Consider the following 19370-nt stretch of genomic DNA (forward strand, 5'->3'; position numbering starts at 1 on the left):
TAACGCCTGATGCGTGATGCAGGGAAGGACGCCTTACCCGCGTTGAACGAGGGTAAGGCGTCCTTCCCTGCATTCAGCCCCTGCATTCAGCCCCTGCATTCAGCGCAGCTCGGCGGGCTCCTCCGCGTCGGCCGGGGCGGCCATCGCCTTGCCGGCGCGGTGCTTGATGTAGAGCGAGATGCCGATGCCGGCCAGCACCGCGACGGCGAGACCGACCCAGGCGAAGCCGCTCAGCCACTTCTCCGCCACCTCGCCGACGTAGTGGATCAGCGCCGTGGTTCCGGTCGCCCACACGATGCCGCCGAGGGCGTTGGCGATCAGGAACCGGGGGTAGCGCATGTGCAGCGCGCCGGCCAGCGGGCCGGCGAAGATGCGCAGCAGGGCGATGAAGCGGCCGAAGAACACCGTCCACATGCCCCACTTGGCGAACGCCCGCTCGGCGGTGGCCACGTGACTGGGCCCGAAGTGCTTCGGGAACTTGCGGCCGAGCCACACGAACAGCGGTTTGCCGCCCTTGCGGCCGATCGAGTAGCCGATCGAGTCGCCGATGATGGCGCCCGCCGACGCCGCGATCGCGATGTACTCCCACTCCACCGCCGAACTCGGGTGGATGGTCAGCAAAGTGGCGCTGACCAGGGCAATCTCTCCTGGGATCGGGATGCCGAGGCTCTCGATCATCACGATCAGGCCGATCGTGACGTACACCGCGAGCGGTGGTATGGCCGCGATCCACTGGTCGATGTGCAAGGCCGTCGGTCCTTCCCCTGTCCGTACGTTGTGTCCAGTGTGCCCGATCCGACGCCAACTGTCGGGCCGCTGTCGAATTCCTGAGGAGTCGATGTGATCTGGCGTCATGCGGTCGCTCAGGATGTTGACTATGGACATGAGCGTTCCGGACAGTGTCACAGCGGCGTTGGGGCTGGTGTTCCTCGTCGGCTTCGTGCCGCTGCTGCCGACCGAGCCGGTGCTCATCTCGTGCGGGGTGCTGGCCGCGTCCGGCAAGCTCCCGCTGCAGTGGGTGATCGTCACGGCCATCGCCTCGTGTGTGCTGGCCGATCTCGTCAACTATGGCATCGGTCGGCGGATCGGGGAGCCGGCCATCGCCAGGTTCGCCCACCGGCGCACGCCCGCGCTGGTGCTGGACTGGATCAAGGAACGGCTGGCCCGCAACGCCGAGCCGATCCTGATCGCCGGGCGGTGGCTGCCCGGCGGCGGCACCATCGGCGCCGTGCTGTGCGGCTCGCTGCGCTTCCCGCTGCGTCGGTTCGCGCTGGCCTCGTCGATCGGCTGCACGCTCTGGTGCCTGTACGCGACGCTGCTCGGCTACATCGGCGGCTCGCTGGCCAGCGACGACATCCCGCTGGCCCTGGCCGTGTCGCTGGGGGTCGCGGCCGTGCTCAGCCTGCCGGCCAGCATGTTCCTACGGGCGCAGCGGCGTCGGGCTCTGGCCGTCACCATCGACGACGACCCCGACCTGGAGCCCATCGCCGGCTGACTGGCCGTAGCCGACGAAGTTGTTCGTCGCCTCGGCCATCTGCCGCTCGGTGAGCAGCTTGGGCGGCCGCCCGCTGCCGACCACCTTCAGCGCCACCTCACAGACCCACTCCAGGAAGCCGGCCCGCTGATACGCCTGGGCCAGGTCATCGCCCGTGGTCACGGCGCCGTGGTTGCCGAGCAGGCAGGCGTGCCGATCGCCAAGGGCGTCGATCAGGGCTGTGGCCAGCTCGGCCGACCCGAACGGTTCGTACGGCGCCACCAGCACCCGACCGCCGAGCAGCGCGAGGTAGTAGTGCACGGGCGGCACCTCGTCGACGACCACCGACAACGCGGCGGCCGCGACGGAGTGGGTGTGCACGACCGCCTTGGCGTCCGTCGCGGCGTACACCGCGAGGTGCATCGGCAGCTCACTGGTCGGCTTGAGCGGCGCCTCAACGGCTGTGCCGTCCAGGTTGTGCACGCCGACCAGCTCCGGCGTCAGCTCGCCGTAGTCCAGGCCGCTCGGGGTGACGGCGACGAGGTCGCCCGCGCGAACGCTGACGTTGCCGGCCGTGCCGATGACCAGCCGGTCCTCGACCGCGCGCCGGCACGTCTCGACGACCTCCCGCCGTGCGTCCGCGAGCAGCATCACGGGGCCGTCAGCACGATCGGGTCACCCTCGGTGATGGCGATCGTGTGCTCGAAGTGCGCCGCCCGGCTGCCGTCCTCGGTGAGCAGCGTCCAGCCGTCGTGGCCCGTCCAGTACGTGTCCTGGCCGCCCAGCGTGAACATCGGCTCGATCGCGATCACCAGGCCCGGGTGCAGCTTCATGCCCTTGCCCGGCTCGCCCTCGTTCGGGACGTGCGGCAGCTCGTGCATGGCGTGGCCGACGCCGTGACCGCCGTGGTCGGCGAGGATGCCGTAGCCGGCATCGCGGGCGATGGGGCCGATCGCGTGGCCGATGTCGCCCAGCGTGTAGCCCGGGCGGCAGACCTCGATCGCCGCCTTCAGGGCACGCTCCGTGGCCTCGATCAGCGCCACGTCCTCCGGGTCCTGCTCGCCCACCAGGAACGTGATGGCCGCGTCGCCGTGCCAGCCGTCGACCTCGGCGCCGAAGTCGATGCTGAGGACATCGCCGTCGAGTAACCGGTAGTCGTTCGGAACGCCATGCACCACAGCATCATTGACGCTCGTGCACAGCACCGCCGGATAAGGCGTCGGCGCGAAGCGCGGGTGGTAGTTGAGGAAGGAGGAGCGCGCGCCCATGGTGGCCAGGACCTCCGCCGCCACGGCGTCCAACTCCTTGAGGCCGACCCCGACCGCGGCGCGTTCCCGCACGGCCGCGAGCCCCGCGGCCACCACCGACCCGGCCGCGCGCATGGCCGTTATCTCGGCCGCTGTCTTCAGCTCGATCACACCGACAACTCTATGGTCGACGTCACTGTGTACGTCCAGACCTGGTCACTGGACGAGTTCGTCGATGCGGCGGTCGAGCAGCTTCGCCGAATCCTCCGCCGGCAGCGCCGCCTCGGTCAGCCGGCGAAACGCCAGTTGGTAGGCGTCCACCTCGTCCCTCGAGTCCGCGTACGAGATCGAGGTCAGGCTCTCCGTGTAGATCGTCGTGAACGCCGGCACCGCCATCGTGAGCAGCGTGAACGCCATGCCCAGGCCCGCATGCTCGCCGTGGTCGACGGGGATCACCCGGAACGTCACATTCGGCCGCTCGATCAGGCCGCGCAGGTACTCCAGCTGCATGCGCAGCACCAGGCGGCCGCCCACCGGCCTCAGCAGCGCCGGCTCACCCGTGACGATGTGCAGGTCCGGCCCACCCGCCGCGGTCAGCGGCCGTTGCGCCTCCACCCGCTCGCGCGCCTCCCGGCCCACGTCCGACGGCGCCGTGCGCAGGGAGGTCGACAGCAGCGCGTTGGCGTAGTCCACCGTCTGCGTCAGGTCCGGCAGCAGCTGGTCCGTGTAGGTCTTGATCTCCGACGCCTCGGCCACGTAGGCCCGGAACGTGCTCTCGCTCGCCGTCACCCGGGACGGCCGCTCGCGGGCCTTCTCCCCGAAGAACCGGATCTTCTCCGCCTCGCCCGCCGGCACCTCGTACAGGTCGAGCATCCGCTCCAGCTCGTCCTCCGGGACCTTGATGGCGCCCGCTTCGAGCCGGGCGATCTTCACGCTGCTGTACCAGTTCAACTGCTTCGTGGCCTGGGTCGGCGACAGGCCGGCCTTCTCACGGCAGCTGCGCAGCACCGCCCCCAGCAGCTCTCGGTACGCCGCCACTGCGGCAGACCCCATCGGCACACCCCTCCTCATCCGCGGCCACCCATCCTGCCCGCCGCCACGGTCCCCACACCCAACCCCACCCGATCGAGGGACATGTTCCTGATAGCTTACCAAGAACCCTGCCCGCTAGATTGATCCCATGCCCACCACTCCCACCCTCCGCACCCGCCTCCAACAGGCGGCCTGCGACTACGCGCACCTCGCCGACTGGCCCCTCGTCCCCGGCTCCGTGTGGACCGGCGCCGAGTACACCCGCGGCCACACCGACCGCCCCGCCGGCGAATTCGAGCCCGTCTTCCCCCGCCCCACCCGCGACGTCCGGCGCGTCCACTCCCTCTGGAAGATCGCGCCCTACTCCGTGCTCGCCCCCACCGGCACCGCCTTCGACGTCATCTCCGTGCCGTTGGCCATCGGCGTCGCCGCCACCCGCACCGGCCCCTTCCGACGCCTCATCGCCCCCACGTCGCTGTCCCCCGACCGCATCCGCTTCCTCGTGCGCCCCGGCATCCCCCTCGCCCCCGACCTCCCCTTCGCCGAGCTCAGCACCCACGGCGAATGCGTCCCCCTGCCTCCCACCCCCGTTCCCGGCGGCGCCCTCACCTGGTGGGTTTCCCCCGCCACCACCGACTGGCAACCCGGCGACTCCCTCTCCGTCCAGGCCGCCCTCCGCGCCGCCGTCGACCTCCTCCAGCCATGCTCGCGCTAACCCTCTCCAGCGCTTTCGGCTCCGCCCTCCTCGTGCTGGCCGCCCTCGTCCTCCGCCCCCACCTCTTCGGCCCCAAACCCCAGCACGCCGGCGCCCACCACGGCGCCGCCCTCACCGTCACCGACCTCCGCGTCCGCCTCGCCTACGAAGCCGGCCAGCGCTCCGTCCACACCGCCCGCCACCACCTGGTGACCCACCGGCTCTAACTGTTCCTGATCAAAACAGCCCCCGGTTAAGTTGCAAAACAAAGACAAGAAAAGCAAGAAGATCGGTCACGCGATGAACCAGATCCGCCTTTCAAAGGCCGAACGCCACATGCTTGACACAAGCCCCACGATTAAATCCCGGCGCACGCAGATCTGCGGCACAACCTCCTCAATGCCGGCCACCACAGGCACACACCAAGCCACGCCAGACAAGAGCGACGACGCCCGGGCAATTCGTCAGCACCGCTTCAAAGTCCGCACCCCACACCTTCGTAACGCATCCTGCCCAAGCATGCCACTGCCCATAGGCTGCCAACCAACGCCAGCACGCTACCGTGCGGCGCGATTTCTCAAGACCGTCGCCCTTACCGCCAAGAGTTGCGACTAACCCCCCGACCAGTACCGAACAAACTACACATTCTCACCCTTGGGCCAGTAGCGCTTCTTCACCTCACGCAGATTCACGGCTTCAGACCGCGGGATCTCACCCGAGGCAACAAAGCGTTCGCGTACGTCCATACCAAGTTCGCGAGCCTTCGTCTCGCTGTCTCCAACATAAGTGACGTCCAGGCTGTCGCCGTCCTCGCCATTGACCACAAACGGTTCGCCGTGATACTCGCATCGCCACTCAACCAGCGAAAGAGATTCCAGCTCTTCCACACGAACGGACATCTTGTACGCGCCGGGTGCCGTCTGCACGAATCCCACTGCCGGCGGCTCAGGGCCGGTCCAGCGAAGATTGACAACGTCAGGATCCTGAGTGCGAGTGGCACGGTACACACGCCCACCGAGAACGGCCTCGTAGTGCTGTTTGGCAATCACCGTACTCACTTCACTCCCCCTACCGGGATCCAGCGCCCGTCGTCAAAGGTTGCCACCGGCTCTTCATGCCCGTTCCTATCGATACGAAAAATCTGGTCGCCATCGGCGAGCGGGCTCTGCGTACGTTCCCACTCAGGCACAAGGTGGTCGTTCGAACCGGTGAATCCGTTTCCGGTGAACGGGGCACCCCAGTCCTTCGTGCCACCGATGTTCGCGCGACCGGCTTCAGTTGGCCCACCGAAGGGCACCGCGTAGTCCGTAGGCTCGCCGACGTGCGTACGCAGAACATGAACCGAGTCAAGGCCGGCCGGAAAGGTATGGTCATCGTAGTCCAGGCGCAAACCTTCACGATAGTCGGACGGAGTGACCATGGTCCGAGCGTCGGACACTCGGGCGAAACACCCTTGGGCGCTGTCCGCCTGAAATCCGCCTTTGACGTGAACGTTGTTCAGATAGTTCTCGGCCGCCGATGGACTCAGGACCTTCTGCACGGGACGACCACTGTCAAGCGGGATGTCTTCACGGATCGCGCGCCACTTCGCAGCTTCCGCGTGACTGACGTTCGCGGTACCACCGGGCTCATTCATACGCTGGCGCATAGAGTCAAACTGCTCCTGTGTCACGCCGTGACGTTCGAGCAGTTCGGGAAGGTGCGCTTCAGCGGAGTCCGGATCTGGCAGCCGTCCTTTGAGACGGGCCGGCTCGCCACCACCGCCAGGGATGGCAGGCGCCTTCCTGTCCTTGCCCCCGTGACCCGAGCCGACCTTCGCGGTGGGGTGGGTACCGCCACCGGGGACGCGTTTGGGCTTCTTAGCGGTGCCGCCTTTGCCCTTGCCGACGGGGGTACCGGCGCGCTTGGCGCCGCCATGGGGGTCGACCTTGCCCTTGACGTCGGGGTGGTGCTTGCGGAGGTTGCGGGCGGCGGAGGTATCGGCCTCTTCGTAGAGGTCGGCGGTGGCGCCGAGGCGATGGCCGGCGGAGCCGGCGACGCGGCCGCCTTCCTTGAAGACGGCGCCGGTGATCTCGGTGGCCTTGCCGGTGAACTTGGCGACGACGGAGCCGACGCCGGAGCGGTCGCCGGAGGCGTGGGAGACGAGGTTCTGGCCGGTCTGCTCGAGCTTCTCACCGGTCTGCTGGATCGACTCGCCGACGTTCTTGAGCTTGCCTCCCGACTTGCGGAGATGCGCTGGATGGATGTTGGCCTTGCTCACGTCGCCCCCAGGTGACGGTCAGAGCGTCTCAACTCAACGGGCAGGGTACGGCAGAGGTGAGAGGCGGTTCGTGCGAAGTACTTCGGTCGGGTTACCCGAGGTGATCAGTACAACGGATCCACGCTGGAGATCAGATCGGTTCGACCGCGCTCGGTAAGCCACTCAGACACCCTGGTTATCCAGCGGCGCGGGCCATGAACTCCAGGCAGGCAGCTTGCTCGTCGGTGAACTCGCGCAGCGAACCGCGGCCACCGCGTTCCAGATAGAAGACACTCCCGTCACGGACGATGCAGTAGCACATTTCAGCTCACGGTCCTGGTTGTTCAGCTAGTCCACCTCATCCTCGAACTGGAAGCGTCCTCTGGTGATCTGAAGCAGGGGTCATGCGACCCAACAGGGCGTAGCAGGCGTCCGACTCGAGAGAGAAAACGGATTCATCGAAGTTATCGCCGCGCTCGCGGTAGAAGACGGACCAAGCACCGTCGACACCCTGAAGGATTCACCACCGCCTGTCGGCGGTCTCGCCGATGGAAACGTCGTCGTCGTCAATACCAATCGCCTCAAGATGCGCGGCGAGGCGCTCCGATACTCAACTCCGCGAGTCAGCCTCGGGCCAGATGACGGTGTCGACCTCGCGCAGGTTCTCGATCTCCGACTTCGGAATGACACCGGTGGCGATTAACCGCTCCTCAACATCGAGGCCCAGCTCCCGAGCTTTGGGCTCGTTGCCGCCGAGGTAGTAGAGCAGCAAGCTGTCACCGCGATCGGCCGTGACCTTGAACGGCTCGCCCCGATACTCCGCGAACCATTCGACCTGGTGCACGCTGTCCACCTCGGTGAGCGGTGTGTGCCTGATGGCGATGACCGGTGTGACCTTCTCAAAGCCGGGAAGCGGTGGGTTGTCGTCGTACCAATAAAGGTCGACAAAGTCCGGGTCGACGGTCAGCGCGGTGTGGAACTGGCGGCCGCCGACAAGGGCGTAGTAGCGCTGCTTGTACTGGTCTGTCACCGGTCCCCCTTGATCAAGTCGACGCTGACGTCGCCGCTCATGTGATCACCGGTGCTCCGAGTCCGAACGACGCATTCGGGCCTACTCGAATGAGCAGGCCCGAAGGCCAAGGGTCACTGACCCGCGTCGCCCCAGGTGAGGCCAGCAAGGATCTGGCTGTAGGTCAGGCGGCCGAGCAGGTAGGTGCAGGCCTGATGCTCGGTGGCGAAGCGCTCGAGGTCGTTCTTGTCACCGCGCTCCAGCCAGTACACCTCCCAGACGCCGTCCTCGGCCTGCTCGAGGGACCACGAGTACTGGGCGTGGCCACCGAGGGCGACCATACGGGCGGGAATGCCGATGGCGGCTACGGCGGAATCCAGTTCCTGGATGTTCACAGCTTGACCTCACGGAGATAACCGGCGTTGACAAGGTCGATGACGGAATGCGGCATGTAGTACTGGGTGCCGCCGCCATCCTGTTTCATGGCGGGGGCGATGGGGCCCTCCCACACGGGAATGGGCTTCACGACCTCGTACTGGTGGTAGCCGTCGCTCAGGTTGCCGGGCGGCAGTCCGCGCTGCGGGAACGGAGTGTCGGTCGGCGAGGTGAAGCGACCGAATCCGGGACCGAAGCGGTCGATGGTGTGCCCGGGCTGCAACACGGTGGGTTGGCGCGATTCGGGGCTCTCGAAGCCCTGGGGATGCTTCTGCGGATCGGGCCACATGAGTTCTGGATTGCCGTGCGCATCGGTTTTCCCGGACGGCCAGTACCGCTTGTTCCACTCGGTCTGCCCGAGCCCGCCGGTGGGGTCGTAGTCCTTCGGCACGATGCCCTTCACGACCGGATGGTTCTGATCGGCCCCCGGTTTCAACGCGTCCTGCACACGGTCGGGATTTTCCTGCGCTTTCTTGATGAGGTTGTCGTCGATCAGACTGTGGTCGGGATGCGTCAGGTCGTCGGTGTTGACGGTCTTGCCGCGCGAGTCGTAGTCGCGGGTGGACTTGGGCGGGTCGTTGAGGTCTCCGCTGAGGGAGGGGACCTCGTGATCCTTCTTGCCGCCACCGCTGCCGACACGGGAGCCGGAACGCGTGCCGCCACCGGCTACGGGCTCGGCCTTCTTGGTCCTGCCGCCGCCGGAGCCGACGGAGGAGCCGGAGCGGGCGCCGCCGCCGGCGACGGGCTTGGCGTCGCGGCTCTTGTGGACCTTCTTCAGGCCCTTGGCGCCGAGGTCGTCGGCTTCCTCGTACAGGTCGGCGGTGTTGCCGAGCCGGCCACCGGCGGAGCCGGCGACGCGGCCGCCTTCCTTGAACACCACGCCGGTGATCTCGGTGGCCTTGCCGGTGAACTTGGCGACGACGGAGCCGACGCCGGAGCGGTCGCCGGAGGCGTGCGCCTGAAGGTTCTGACCGGCCTCTTCGAGCTTGCTGCCGGCCTGCTCGATCTTGCCGCCGAAGTCCTTGAGCTTGCCGCCGGACTTGCGTAGGTGCTCGGGGTGGATATTGGCCTTGGTCACGTCGGAATGCCCTGGTTGGTGCCGACGGACTCGGCGGTGCCCAGCGGGTCGTTGACGACGGAGTCGGCCATGCCCTCGACCTGGTCGACGGAGTCGCTCACGCCCTGGGTGAAGCCGCCGACGCCGGCATTGGCCACGGCGCCCATGTCGATGCCCTGATGGGTGCCGAGCGCGTCGCCGACGAGCTGCATGGCGAGCTCCTCGCCGGCGCTCTCCAGCGCGGCGAAGATGGGCCCCTCGACCACGGACAGCAGCTGCTGCTCGACGGTCTGGATGGCCTGCTCGATGGCCTGCTTGACGATCTGCTCGGTGATCTCGGTCTGGGCCACCGCCAGCGCCTCGGACGCGCCCAGGGTCTCGATGGCGGCGGCCTGGTCGGCGATGATCTCGGCGGCGAGGATGACCAGCTGCACGATGGCCGCGAGCTTCATGGCCATGATGACGACGGCGGCGATGTCGAGGCCGGTGGCGAGCAGGTCCATGCCCTCGCCGAGCTGCTGGAGATGCCCCTCGGCGAGCTTCTTCCACAGCGCCTCGAAGATCTCCAGCGACTCGGCGGAGTTGACGCCGAGCATCTCCTCGATCTCGGACTTGGCGTCGCCGTTGTTGCTGGACAGCTCGGAGCCGAGCTCACGGAGCTGGTCGGCGGCCGAGCGGAGCTCGTCCTCGTCGATGTTGGGCCATTCGACGCCGATGAGGTCGAGGACCCAGGTGACCTCGGAAGGGAGGGTGACGCCCACGCTCACCACGACCCTTCGTTGAGCACGGAGCCGCCATCGTCATCGTCGAAGTCACGGGAGGGCGGCGCCTGGCGCGGCTGCTGCGCGGGAGGCTGGGGCGCGGCGGGTCGAGGAGCGGCCGGCGGCGGGGTGTGTGCGGGCGGGGCGGCCGGCGGGGCCTGGCGCCACGGGTCGTCCTGCCCGGTGGGGTCGGTGGCGGTCCGGGGCACGGCGGGCGTGCTGAGCTTGGAGGCGTCGAGCCCGACGGCGCTGCCGGCGGCGGCGAGCACGTTGGCGCTCTGGGTCCGCACCGGGGCCATCGTCTCGGACACCTTGGCCCGGGCCTTGGCGGCGGCGGCCTGGATCGTGGCGACGACGGTCTGCGCGAGCTTGTCGGGCGTGGTGCGCTCGAAGGCGCTGGGTGACAGCTTCAGCGAGGTCACCACCCCGGTGGCGTCCACGGCGACCTGCACGCTGCCGTCACGCGATGTCGCCTCCCCCGTGCTCGACAGCGCCTCCTGCTGCGCCTGCTTCACCGCGGCCATCTGCGCGCGCAGCCCCGCCAGCGCACCGTCGGCCTGTTGCCGCAGCTCGGCGACCTTCGCCGCGCGCTGCTCTGGACTCAAGTCCGGCTCAGTCATTGCCAACACCCCTCACGTCAGGCACTACGACGCCGCCCGCGTCCCGCTGGTTCCGTCCGGCTGTGACACCGACCGCTGCGCTGACATCTTCGAGCCCGCCGGATTCGGCGACCAGTCGGGGGGTGTGACCAGCGCCGGTGACGGCCGGTAGCCGATTCCCCGGACACCTTCCAGTGCCCGGTTGTCGCAATAGGTCAAGAAGACCGCTCGGGGCGTGCACAATCTGTACTTGTCGTGATACGCGGGCGAAGAAGGGGTGCGAGCGGGTTGGCCGTGGAGTTCCGGATCCTCGGGCCGCTGGAGGTCGTCGTGGACGGCCAGGTGGTTCCGATCGGCGCTGCCAAGCACCGCACGCTCCTGGCCTGCCTGCTGCTGCGGGCCAACCACGTGGTGTCGGTGGACGAGCTGGTGGACCGCATCTGGGACGGCGACACCCCGCACCGGTCCAAGGCCACGCTCCAGACGTACGTGATGCGCCTGCGCCAGGTGCTGGGCGACCCGTCGGTCATCCGCACGGCGGCCGACGGCTACCTGATCAGCGTGGACGCCGACCACCTGGACCTGATCCGGTTCACGGAGCTGGCGGCGGCGGCACGGGCGACGCTGGCCAGCGGGGACCTGCCGACGGCGGCCGAGCTGTACGGCCAGGCGCTGACCCTGTGGCGGGGCCAGCCGCTGGTGGACGTGCCTTCGGACGTGCTGCACCGCGAGGAGATCCAGCGACTGGTCGAGCACCGGCTGGAGGTGCTGGAGCGCCGGATCGAGGTGGAACTGAGCCTTGGTCGGCACACGGATCTGATCCCGCTGCTGCGGGCCGTCACGGGCGAGCACCCGTTCCAGGAGCGGTTCTGGGGCCAGCTGATGCTCGCGCTGCACCGCTCGGGCCGCCAGGTGGAGGCGCTGGAGGCGTTTCGCCAGGTCAGCCGCCTGCTCGGCGAGGAGTTGGGGGTCGGCCCCGGGGAGCGGCTGCGCGCGATGCACCAGGCAGTGCTGCGGGACGACCCGGGCCTGGCGCCGCCGGAGCGCTCGCCGCGGCCGCCGGCCCGCGCGGTGCCGTCGGAGCTGCCGGCCGACCTGGTGGACTTCGTCGGACGGCGTGACGTGTCGGATCGAATCGCCCAGCGGCTGGTGGCCGGCGACAAGAACACGGCCGTGCCGCTGGTGACGCTGTCCGGGCCGCCGGGGGTCGGCAAGACGGCGTTGGCGATTCACGTGGCGCACGGGGTGAGCAACCGCTTTCCGGGCGGGCAGCTGTACGTGAACCTGCGGGGTTACGCCCCGGGCCCGCCGATGAGCACGGTGGACGCGCTGACCCGGTTCCTGAAGGCGCTGGGTGTGCCGCCGTCGCAGATCCCGCTGGACGTCGAGGAGCAGATCACGCTGTACCGGTCCTGCATGGCCGGCCGGCAGGTGCTGGTGGTCCTGGACAACGCCGCGGCGGCCGAGCAGGTCCGGCCGCTGCTGCCGGGCAGCCCGGGCTGCGCAGTCCTCGTGACGAGCCGGGACACTCTCCTGGGACTGACGGCTTTGCAGGGCGCGCGGCCGGTCGGCCTGGACGCGCTGTCGCCGGACGAGGCGCACCGGCTGCTGAGCGAGATGCTGGGCGCGCGGGCCGTCCTGGCCGAGCCGGAGGCCGTGAAGGAGCTGGCCTGGCTCTGCGCCTACCTGCCGCTGGCGCTGCGGATCGCCGCGGCGAACCTGGCGAACCGGCCTGGTGTCGGGAATTACGTGGCCCGGCTGCGTGAGGGCAACCGGCTCGACGTGCTCGTGGTGGACGAGGACGACGAGGCGGCCGTGACCGCCGCCTTCGACCTCTCGTACCACGCGCTGAAGCCCGCGGCGCGGCAGCTGTTCCGCCTGCTGGGCCTGATTCCCGGCCCGGACTTCACGGTGGAGGCGGCCGCGGCGGTGGCGTCGCTGCGGCTGGACGAGTCGCAGCGGCTGCTGGACCGGCTGGCGGCGGCGAACCTCGTGCAGCAGCACTCGCCGGGCCGCTACCACCTGCACGACCTGCTGCGCCTGTACGCCGAGCAGCGCACGAACGTGGAGGAGAACCCGGGCTCGAAGGTCATCGCCCGGTCGAACCTGGCCGCCTACTACCACCACGCCTCGGCGGCGGCCTCGAACACGCTGTCCCCGGGCAGCGTGCGCCTGCCGGTGCCGGGCGCCGGCTTTGTCGTGACGACGCCGCTGTTCGCCGATCACTTCGAGGCGCTGGCCTGGCTGGACACGGAACGGGCCAACCTGATCGCGGCGGTGGCGCAGGCCGAGGAGACGGGCCCGCTGCCCGCGGCCTGGGGGCTGGCCGACGCGCTGCATCGCTACTTCCGCGGTCACCGGCCCGGCGGTGAGGGCGTGACGATCGCCCGGATCGGCCTCACCGCGGCGCTGCGCTCCGGCGACCGGCGGGCGGAAGCCGTTATGCGCCAGGCCCTTGGCGCCCTGGCCTGGGATTCGAGCGGCTACGGCGAGGCGGTCGACCAGCTGTCGCTGGCCTTGGCCTACTACCGCGAGATGGGCCCGGACGAGGCCCTGGTCGAGGCGCTGAACGACATCGGCGGCGTGTACGGCGAAACCGGGGATCTGCCGCGGGCGGCCGAGTGTTTCGAGCAGGCGCTCGACGTCGCCGAGAAGGTCGGCCTGCCGGTCGGGCGGGCCGTCGCCCTGTCCAAGTTGGGCACGGTGAACCTGGCGCTGCTCAAGCACGACAAGGCCGTGTCGCTGTACGAGGACGCGCTGGCCGTTTTCCGGGCGCTGAACCGCCGGTACGACGAAGCCACGGTGCTGACCAATCTGGGCATGACCCGCTTGGAGATGGGGCAGCCCGACAAGGCGTTGCCGTGCCTGCACGCGGCCCTCGATCTGCGCACCGAGCTCGGATCGCTGGACGGCCGCAGCAACCTGCTGGACAACATCGCCATGGTGTATCTGCACCTTGACGACCTGGCGCAGGCCGAGGAGTACGCGACCACGGCGCTCGCGCAGGCCCGCGAGACCGGCTCCCATCGCCCCGAGGCGAACGCGCTGGGTTCGCTGGCCGAGATCGCGAGCCGCCGCGGTGACCAGGACCTGGCCCGGCAGCGGCTCGAGCAGGCGCTACGCATCGCCCAGGAGATCGAGAACCAGGTCCTGGAAGCCGGCCTGCTGACCGAACTGTCCATTGTGCATCGGAAGGTCGGCGACCGGGGCCGGGCCGTGGAGTTGGCCCGGCGGGCAATGGCCATGTGCGCGTCGGGCCTGGATCCGCTGGTGCACAAGCGGGCGAGTGAGGCGTTGGCCCTAGCGCTGGACGATTAGGTCGGCCCGGTCGCGCGTGCCGTCCACTGGGAACCACCCGCGCTCGAAGTCCTTCCACCGCACCAGATCCGCCCGGCTGGCCTCGCCGTCACGGGCGACGGCCCGCTCCAGCGCGTCCGCCGCCTCGACCCATATCAGCTGCGACAGCCACGGCGCCGCCGCCCGACGGCCGGCGGAAACCCCTTCCACCACAAGGACTTCCGTCGGCTCCACGACGACCTCCGGGCCGAGCACGGGCCCGCCGCCGCTCCAGTCCATGCGCCGATACCGGCCGCACGAACCGTCCAACAGCGGCTTGATCACACCCTCGACCAGCCGCGGCCACCACGCCACCGGGTCGTCCCAGGTGGCGAAGTGGTCGGTCGGCACGATCGGACGGCCCAGCGTCGCGGCGTAGTGGGACTTGCCGGCGCCGGACGGCCCGTCGATCGCGATGATCCTCACCGGTGCGCGTTCAGACCGTGCGACGCCCCGACAGGGCCCGGCCCAGCGTGAGCTCGTCGGCGAACTCCAGGTCGCCGCCCATCGGCAGGCCCGAGGCCAGCCGGGTGACGGTCAGCCCGGGGAAGTCGCGCAGCAGGCGGATCAGGTAGGTCGCCGTCGCCTCGCCCTCGGTGTTGGGGTCGGTGGCGAGAATGATCTCCTTGATGTCGTCGGCGCCCATCCGGGCCAGCAGCTCGCGGATGCGCAGCTGGTCGGGGCCGACGCCGGACAGCGGGTCCAGCGCGCCGCCGAGCACGTGGTAGCGGCCCTTGAACTCGCGGGTCTTCTCCACCGCGACGACGTCCTTGGGCTCCTCGACCACGCACACCACGGTGGCGTCGCGGCGCGGGTCCTTGCAGATGCGGCAGGTCTGCTCCTCGGAGACGTTGCCGCAGATCTGGCAGAACTGCACGCCGTCACGCACCTTCTGCAACGCGTCCTGCAACCGCCCGATGTCCGCCGGATCGGCGGCGAGCAGGTGGAAGGCGATGCGCTGAGCGCTCTTCGGACCGACGCCGGGCAACCGCCCCAGCTCGTCGATCAGATCCTGTACCGGTCCCTCGTACACGGTCAGAACCCGGGCAGGCTCAGGCCGCCGAGGTCGAACCCGCCGCCGAGGCCACCGGCCAGCGGGCCCATCTTCTGCGCGGCCAGCGCCTGCGCGTTGTTGTTGGCGTCGCGCACCGCGGCGACGACCAGGTCGGACAGCGTCTCGACGTCCTCGGGGTCGACCACCTTGGGGTCGATGGCCAGCGCCTTGAGCTCGCCGGCGCCGGTCACCGTCGCGGTCACCAGGCCACCGCCCGCGGTGCCGGTGACCTCCGCGGCCGCCAGCTCCTGCTGGGCGTTGACCAGCTGCTGCTGCATCTGCTGGGCCTGTTGCAGGATCTGTTGCATGTTGGGCTGGCCGGGCTGCACCGCGGCTCCTCTCGTCGGTTTGACCAGCACCAGCGTAGTCGCCGGGTGTGACAGGGTGGCCCCATGGGGCTGGACGTGAAGCGACTACTGGAACTGCACACCTGGCGGGCGTTCGACGTCGACGACGAGGGGCGGGTGCTGGCCGGATCGGACGAGACGGGCCGGGTGCAGCTCGTCGAGCTGGCGCCGGACGGCACGGCGACGCCGCTGCCGCACCTGACCGGCGTGAGCGGGGCGAGTTACGTCAAGGGCGAGCGGGCCGTCGTGGTCGAGCACGACAGCGGCGGCAACGAGCGCGGCCAGCTGTCGCTGCTGCGCGTAGGCGAGCCGGAGTTCGAGCCGGTCGTGCACGACGAGCGGTACGTGCACCGGCTGATGGGCGTGCGCGCGGGCCGGATCGTGTACGCGACGAACCGGCGCAACAAGGTCGACTTCGACATCGTGGTGCGCAACCTCTACAGCGGGGCCGAGGAGGTCGTCTACGACGGCGGCGGCAACCAGTTCGACGCCAAGCTGTCGCCGGACAGCCGGCGCCTGGCCACGGCGATCGCCTCCGACCAGGCCAATTCCATGCAGCTGCTGCTGGTCGACACCATGCCGGAGACCGACGCCGACCGGGTGGCCGAGCTGACCGGCGCCGACGAGGAGACCAACGTCGGCAAGATCGGCTGGCTGCCCGACGGCTCCGGCCTGATCGTCACCAGCAACCGGGACCGCGAGTTCAAGGCAATCGCCCGCTACGACCTGGCGACGGCCCGGTGGACCTGGCTGGTGGCCTCCGACGAGCACGACCTGACCGGCTGGCTGACGCCGGACGGGCGCAAGCTGCTGGTGATGACCAATGTCGACGGGGTGGCCCGGCTGACCGTGCACGAGGGCGCGACCGGCCGGCAGCTCGACGAGATCCCGCTGCCGGCCGACGGCTGGATCTCCTATCCGCTGATGGATCCGGTGTTCTCGCCCAACTCGCGGTTCGTGGCGCTGACCTTCAGCTCGCCGACGATCCCGATGGACGTGCTGCTGGTCGACCTGGAGTCGACCAAGGTGACGCCGCTGACCGACACCGGGTCGCAGCTGGCCGGCATGGTCGAGCCCACGCATGTCCGGGCCAACGGCCAGATCCCGTGTTTCGTCTACGGCAGCGGCGATTCCGCCGTGCTGTTCCTGCACGGCGGCCCCGAGGGTCAGTCGCAGCGGCGGTTCGACCCGCTGGTTCAGGGGCTGGTCGCGGCCGGGCACGTGGTCGTGGTGCCGAACATCCGAGGATCCGTCGGCTACGGCAAGACGTACTACGCGGCCGACGACCGGCGTCGGCGGCTGGACTCGGTGCAGGACCTGGCGGTGCTGCACGACTGGCTGCCGTCGATCGGGGTCGACCCGGCGAAGGTGGCGCTGTGGGGCCGCTCCTACGGCGGCTATCTGGTGCTGGCCGGGCTGGCGTTCCTGCCGGAGCGGTGGGCGGCCGGCGTGGACATCGTCGGCATCTCCTCGCTCGTGACGTTCCTGGAGAACACCTCGCCCTATCGGCGGCGGGCCCGGGAGCGGGAGTACGGCTGGCTGGACGCCGACCGCGACTTCCTGGAGGAGGCGTCCCCGATGAACAAGGTCGACGCGATCCGGGCGCCGCTTTTCGTGGTGCACGGGGCGAACGACCCTCGGGTGTCGCTGAGCGAGGCCGAGCAGCTGGCGGCGGCGGTGCGCCGCAACGGCGTCGAGTGCGAGCTGGTGGTGCACGCCGACGAGGGGCACCAGATGGCCAACCTGGACAACAAGCTGGCCACCTATCCGCGGGCGATCGAGTTCGTCAGCCGGCTGCTGGCTTAGCCTTCTTCTCGATCGGCACCGCGCCCAGCTCCTCGTTGAGCATCTCGAGCAGGACGTCGTGCGGGTCACGGCGGTCGATGAGCTCGCCCGGCTCGGGCTCGCGCGCCGCCTCGGCCATCATCGACTCTTCGGTCTCCGGCTCCGGCGCCGGCTCGGGTTCCGCCGGCTCGTCGGGCTCCGGGGGCAGCGGGATGTCGTCGACCGCGGAAGCGGACGGCGGCGGCGCCACCGACGTGGACTGCGGCTCGGGCTGCGGGCGGGCGGCCTGGCTGGGCCGGGTCGGGGCGGCCGGCCGCTGCCGGGTCGGGGCCGCCGCCGGCGCGGCCATCGCGCCCGGGCCGCCGCCCGCCTCGCCGTGCACGACCTTGACCTGCCACTCGCCGCCGACGACCTTGCCGACGGCGGCGGCGATGGCGTCCTGGTTCTGGGCGGCCGCGAGGCGGCGGGCCAGCGGGGCCGAGGTGTGGGCGATGGTGACGGTGGTGCCGTCCACGGACTGCACGGCGGCGTTCATCAGCATGGCCTGCGTGGACTTGCTGGAGATCGCCGCCAGCAGCTGGGACCACAGGCGGCGCAGTGTCGCCACGTCGATGGCGCCGCCGCTCGCGGGCGCGGCGGCGGCGACCGGGGCTGCGGCTACCGGGGCCGGCTCGGGCTCCGGTTGCGGCTCGGCCTGTGGCTGGGTCTGCGGGGGTTCCGGCTGCCGGGGCGCGGGGGCCTGGGCCTGCGTGACCGGCGGCGTGGGCTCGGCCTGCGTCGGCGCGGCCTGGACCGGGGCGGGCTGAACGGGCACAGGCTGAACGGGCACGGGCTGTGTGGGAGCGGCCTGGGCGGGTGCGGCCTGGGCGGGTGCGGCCGGCTCGGGCTCCGCGGACCGCTGCGACGGCCGCTGGAACTTGCTCGCGACCGGGGCCGCTGCCCCCTCCACCGCCACCGTGCCACCGGCGGCGATCGGGCGGTGCTCCAGCTGCTCGATCCGTTGCAGCAGCGCGGCATCCGTGGGGCTGGCGGCCGGCAGCATCATGCGGGAGCACAGCAGCTCCAGCACCAGCCGCGGCGCCGTCGCGCCCCGCATCTCGATCAGACCGGCGTGCACGATCTCGGCGTACCGGGTGAGCGTGGCCGGGCCGAGGCCGGAGACCTGCTCCTGCATCTGCGCCAGCTCGTCCTCCGGCGCGTTGATCAGACCTCGCTGGCCCGCGTCCGGCACCGCCGACAGCAGCACCAGGTCACGCAGGCGTTCCAGCAGGTCCTGGGCGTACCGCCGCGGGTCGTGGCCGGCCTCGACGACACGGTCCAGCGTGCCGTACACGGCGGCGCCGTCGCCCCCCGCCAGGCCGCGCACCATCTCGTCGATCAGGGCCACGTCCGTGACGCCGAGCAGCGAGATCGCCCGCTCGTACGTGACGCCCTGGTCGCCCGCGCCGGCCAGCAGCTGGTCCATCACCGACAACGTGTCACGGGCCGAACCGCCGCCCGCGCGCAGCACCAGCGGGTACACCGCCGGCTCCACCTTCACACCCTCGTCGCCGCAGATGCTCTCCAGCAGGCCACGCAGCGTGCCCGGCGGGATCAGGCGGAACGGGTAGTGGTGGGTGCGCGACCGGATCGTCGGCAGCACCTTCTCCGGCTCGGTCGTCGCGAACACGAAGATGAGGTGCTCCGGCGGCTCCTCCACGATCTTCAGCAGGGCGTTGAAGCCCTGCGTGGTGACCATGTGCGCCTCGTCGATGATGAAGACTCGGTAGGGGGCCTCGGCCGGCGCGTAGAAGGCTCGGTCGCGCAGCTCGCGGGCGTCGTCGACGCCTCCGTGGCTGGCCGCGTCCAGCTCCACCACGTCCACCGTGCCCGAGCCGCCCGGGGCCAGGCCGATGCAGGAGTTGCACACCCCGCACGGGGTCGGCGTCGGCCCCTGCACGCAGTTCAGTGATCGGGCCAGGATGCGGGCGCTGGACGTCTTGCCGCAGCCCCGTGGCCCCGAGAACAGGTAGGCGTGGTTCACCCGCCCCGCGGACAGTGCGGTCCGCAGCGGCTCGGTGACGTGATCCTGGCCGACGACCTCGGCAAAGGTCGCGGGCCGGTACTTGCGGTAGAGGGCGAGCGCCACGGGTACGACCCTACTGCCAGCCCCCGACATTCCGAGGCTGCGGGTGGCGAGCGAAGCGAAGCCCCCTGGGCATGGGGCGAGCGAAGCGATGCCCTCGGGGGTGTGGGGGGGGCGCCCCCCCCACGCGGGGGGGGGGGGGGCCCCCCCCCACAAAACACCGAAAAGGAGAGAGG

Annotated in this window: 20 protein-coding genes; 5 read left to right on the forward strand and 15 right to left on the reverse strand. The window is 70.0% G+C overall.

The window, feature by feature from the left end; all coding sequences use genetic code 11:
• Positions 1–99: 99 nt before the first annotated feature.
• Positions 100–747, reverse strand: coding sequence for a DedA family protein (locus AB0M73_RS47490; RefSeq protein WP_363906419.1), 648 nt, complete (start codon positions 745–747; stop codon positions 100–102).
• A 136-nt stretch (positions 748–883) separates the two neighbouring features.
• On the opposite strand from AB0M73_RS47490, the gene AB0M73_RS47495 reads away from it, so the two are divergent.
• On the forward strand, positions 884–1495 hold the full coding sequence (locus tag AB0M73_RS47495) for a DedA family protein (RefSeq protein WP_363906421.1): 612 nt from the start codon (positions 884–886) through the stop codon (positions 1493–1495).
• Here AB0M73_RS47495 and AB0M73_RS47500 read toward each other — a convergent pair.
• From AB0M73_RS47500 to AB0M73_RS47510, 3 genes are read right to left on the reverse strand one after another with little or no spacing between them, the layout of a single operon-like run.
• The gene (locus tag AB0M73_RS47500) at positions 1421–2125 is read right to left on the reverse strand and encodes a class II aldolase/adducin family protein (RefSeq protein WP_363906453.1); all 705 of its coding nucleotides are present in this window, start codon (positions 2123–2125) and stop codon (positions 1421–1423) included. The genes AB0M73_RS47495 and AB0M73_RS47500 overlap by 75 nt on opposite strands.
• Entirely contained in the window at positions 2125–2892 is a 768-nt protein-coding gene (map, locus tag AB0M73_RS47505) for a type I methionyl aminopeptidase (RefSeq protein ID WP_363906422.1), read from the reverse strand. The genes AB0M73_RS47500 and map overlap by 1 nt, the downstream gene beginning before the upstream one ends.
• Positions 2893–2937: 45 nt before the next feature.
• Complete coding sequence (locus AB0M73_RS47510) at positions 2938–3774, reverse strand: helix-turn-helix transcriptional regulator (RefSeq protein WP_363906424.1); 837 nt, start codon at positions 3772–3774, stop codon at positions 2938–2940.
• Between the two features lie 127 nt (positions 3775–3901).
• Here AB0M73_RS47510 and AB0M73_RS47515 point away from each other — a divergent pair, with 127 nt between their 5' ends.
• Together AB0M73_RS47515 and AB0M73_RS47520 are read left to right on the forward strand one after the other, a co-directional pair.
• A complete protein-coding gene (locus AB0M73_RS47515; protein ID WP_363906426.1) occupies positions 3902–4468 on the forward strand; it encodes a hypothetical protein in 567 nt (188 codons plus the stop codon).
• A complete protein-coding gene (locus AB0M73_RS47520; RefSeq protein WP_363906428.1) occupies positions 4456–4674 on the forward strand; it encodes a hypothetical protein in 219 nt (72 codons plus the stop codon). Before AB0M73_RS47515 ends, AB0M73_RS47520 begins: the two co-directional genes overlap by 13 nt.
• A 411-nt stretch (positions 4675–5085) precedes the next feature.
• Here AB0M73_RS47520 and AB0M73_RS47525 read toward each other — a convergent pair whose 3' ends face one another.
• The 7 genes from AB0M73_RS47525 to AB0M73_RS47555 all read right to left on the reverse strand — a co-directional run bounded on the left by AB0M73_RS47525 (position 5086) and on the right by AB0M73_RS47555 (position 10568).
• Positions 5086–5505 (reverse strand): hypothetical protein, encoded by a 420-nt coding sequence (locus AB0M73_RS47525; protein WP_363906430.1) that lies wholly within the window; start codon positions 5503–5505, stop codon positions 5086–5088.
• Positions 5502–6707 carry a hypothetical protein gene (locus AB0M73_RS47530; RefSeq protein WP_363906432.1) on the reverse strand — a complete coding sequence of 402 codons (1206 nt, stop codon included), beginning with the start codon at positions 6705–6707 and terminating at the stop codon, positions 5502–5504. The genes AB0M73_RS47525 and AB0M73_RS47530 overlap by 4 nt, the downstream gene beginning before the upstream one ends.
• 589 nt (positions 6708–7296) lie before the next feature.
• Positions 7297–7716, reverse strand: coding sequence for a hypothetical protein (locus AB0M73_RS47535; RefSeq protein ID WP_363906434.1), 420 nt, complete (start codon positions 7714–7716; stop codon positions 7297–7299).
• A gap of 113 nt (positions 7717–7829) precedes the next feature.
• On the reverse strand, positions 7830–8090 hold the full coding sequence (locus AB0M73_RS47540) for a hypothetical protein (protein WP_363906436.1): 261 nt from the start codon (positions 8088–8090) through the stop codon (positions 7830–7832).
• A complete protein-coding gene (locus AB0M73_RS47545; protein WP_363906438.1) occupies positions 8087–9208 on the reverse strand; it encodes a TNT domain-containing protein in 1122 nt (373 codons plus the stop codon). The genes AB0M73_RS47540 and AB0M73_RS47545 overlap by 4 nt, the downstream gene beginning before the upstream one ends.
• Positions 9205–9948 carry a hypothetical protein gene (locus tag AB0M73_RS47550; protein ID WP_363906440.1) on the reverse strand — a complete coding sequence of 248 codons (744 nt, stop codon included), beginning with the start codon at positions 9946–9948 and terminating at the stop codon, positions 9205–9207. Before AB0M73_RS47550 ends, AB0M73_RS47545 begins: the two co-directional genes overlap by 4 nt.
• 2 nt (positions 9949–9950) lie before the next feature.
• The gene (locus AB0M73_RS47555) at positions 9951–10568 is read right to left on the reverse strand and encodes a YbaB/EbfC family nucleoid-associated protein (RefSeq protein WP_363906442.1); all 618 of its coding nucleotides are present in this window, start codon (positions 10566–10568) and stop codon (positions 9951–9953) included.
• Positions 10569–10841: 273 nt separating this feature from the next.
• On the opposite strand from AB0M73_RS47555, the gene AB0M73_RS47560 reads away from it, so the two are divergent.
• Positions 10842–13865: a BTAD domain-containing putative transcriptional regulator gene (locus tag AB0M73_RS47560; protein ID WP_363906444.1), complete on the forward strand. Its 3024-nt coding sequence runs from the start codon at positions 10842–10844 to the stop codon at positions 13863–13865.
• Here the strand turns inward: AB0M73_RS47560 and AB0M73_RS47565 are convergent.
• From AB0M73_RS47565 to AB0M73_RS47575, 3 genes are read right to left on the reverse strand one after another with little or no spacing between them, the layout of a single operon-like run.
• Positions 13848–14309 (reverse strand): hypothetical protein, encoded by a 462-nt coding sequence (locus AB0M73_RS47565; RefSeq protein WP_363906446.1) that lies wholly within the window; start codon positions 14307–14309, stop codon positions 13848–13850. The genes AB0M73_RS47560 and AB0M73_RS47565 overlap by 18 nt on opposite strands.
• A gap of 10 nt (positions 14310–14319) precedes the next feature.
• Complete coding sequence (recR, locus tag AB0M73_RS47570; RefSeq protein WP_043720152.1) at positions 14320–14916, reverse strand: recombination mediator RecR; 597 nt, start codon at positions 14914–14916, stop codon at positions 14320–14322.
• Between the two features lie 2 nt (positions 14917–14918).
• The gene (locus tag AB0M73_RS47575; RefSeq protein ID WP_043730598.1) at positions 14919–15245 is read right to left on the reverse strand and encodes a YbaB/EbfC family nucleoid-associated protein; all 327 of its coding nucleotides are present in this window, start codon (positions 15243–15245) and stop codon (positions 14919–14921) included.
• Positions 15246–15329: 84 nt separating this feature from the next.
• Between AB0M73_RS47575 and AB0M73_RS47580 the strand changes: the two genes are divergently transcribed.
• Positions 15330–17090 carry an alpha/beta fold hydrolase gene (locus AB0M73_RS47580; protein WP_363906449.1) on the forward strand — a complete coding sequence of 587 codons (1761 nt, stop codon included), beginning with the start codon at positions 15330–15332 and terminating at the stop codon, positions 17088–17090.
• On the opposite strand, the gene AB0M73_RS47585 is transcribed toward AB0M73_RS47580, so the two are convergent.
• Entirely contained in the window at positions 17071–19197 is a 2127-nt protein-coding gene (locus AB0M73_RS47585) for a DNA polymerase III subunit gamma and tau (RefSeq protein WP_363906451.1), read from the reverse strand. The genes AB0M73_RS47580 and AB0M73_RS47585 overlap by 20 nt on opposite strands.
• Between the last annotated feature and the right edge of the window lie 173 nt (positions 19198–19370).

The sequence above is a fragment of the Kutzneria sp. NPDC051319 genome (assembly GCF_040682195.1).
In the GTDB taxonomy this organism is placed as follows: Bacteria; Actinomycetota; Actinomycetes; order Mycobacteriales; family Pseudonocardiaceae; genus Kutzneria.

Excerpts from the sequence above, each read along its gene's own strand:
- AB0M73_RS47495 (WP_363906421.1), top strand. The coding sequence starts at position 884 with ATGAGCGTTCCGGACAGTGTCACAGCGGCGTTGGGGCTGGTGTTCCTC.
- AB0M73_RS47500 (WP_363906453.1), bottom strand. The coding sequence starts at position 2,125 with ATGCTGCTCGCGGACGCACGGCGGGAGGTCGTCGAGACGTGCCGGCGC.
- AB0M73_RS47510 (WP_363906424.1), bottom strand. The coding sequence starts at position 3,774 with ATGGGGTCTGCCGCAGTGGCGGCGTACCGAGAGCTGCTGGGGGCGGTG.
- AB0M73_RS47515 (WP_363906426.1), top strand. The coding sequence starts at position 3,902 with ATGCCCACCACTCCCACCCTCCGCACCCGCCTCCAACAGGCGGCCTGC.
- AB0M73_RS47520 (WP_363906428.1), top strand. The coding sequence starts at position 4,456 with ATGCTCGCGCTAACCCTCTCCAGCGCTTTCGGCTCCGCCCTCCTCGTG.
- AB0M73_RS47555 (WP_363906442.1), bottom strand. The coding sequence starts at position 10,568 with ATGACTGAGCCGGACTTGAGTCCAGAGCAGCGCGCGGCGAAGGTCGCC.
- AB0M73_RS47575 (WP_043730598.1), bottom strand. The coding sequence starts at position 15,245 with ATGCAACAGATCCTGCAACAGGCCCAGCAGATGCAGCAGCAGCTGGTC.
- AB0M73_RS47580 (WP_363906449.1), top strand. The coding sequence starts at position 15,330 with ATGGGGCTGGACGTGAAGCGACTACTGGAACTGCACACCTGGCGGGCG.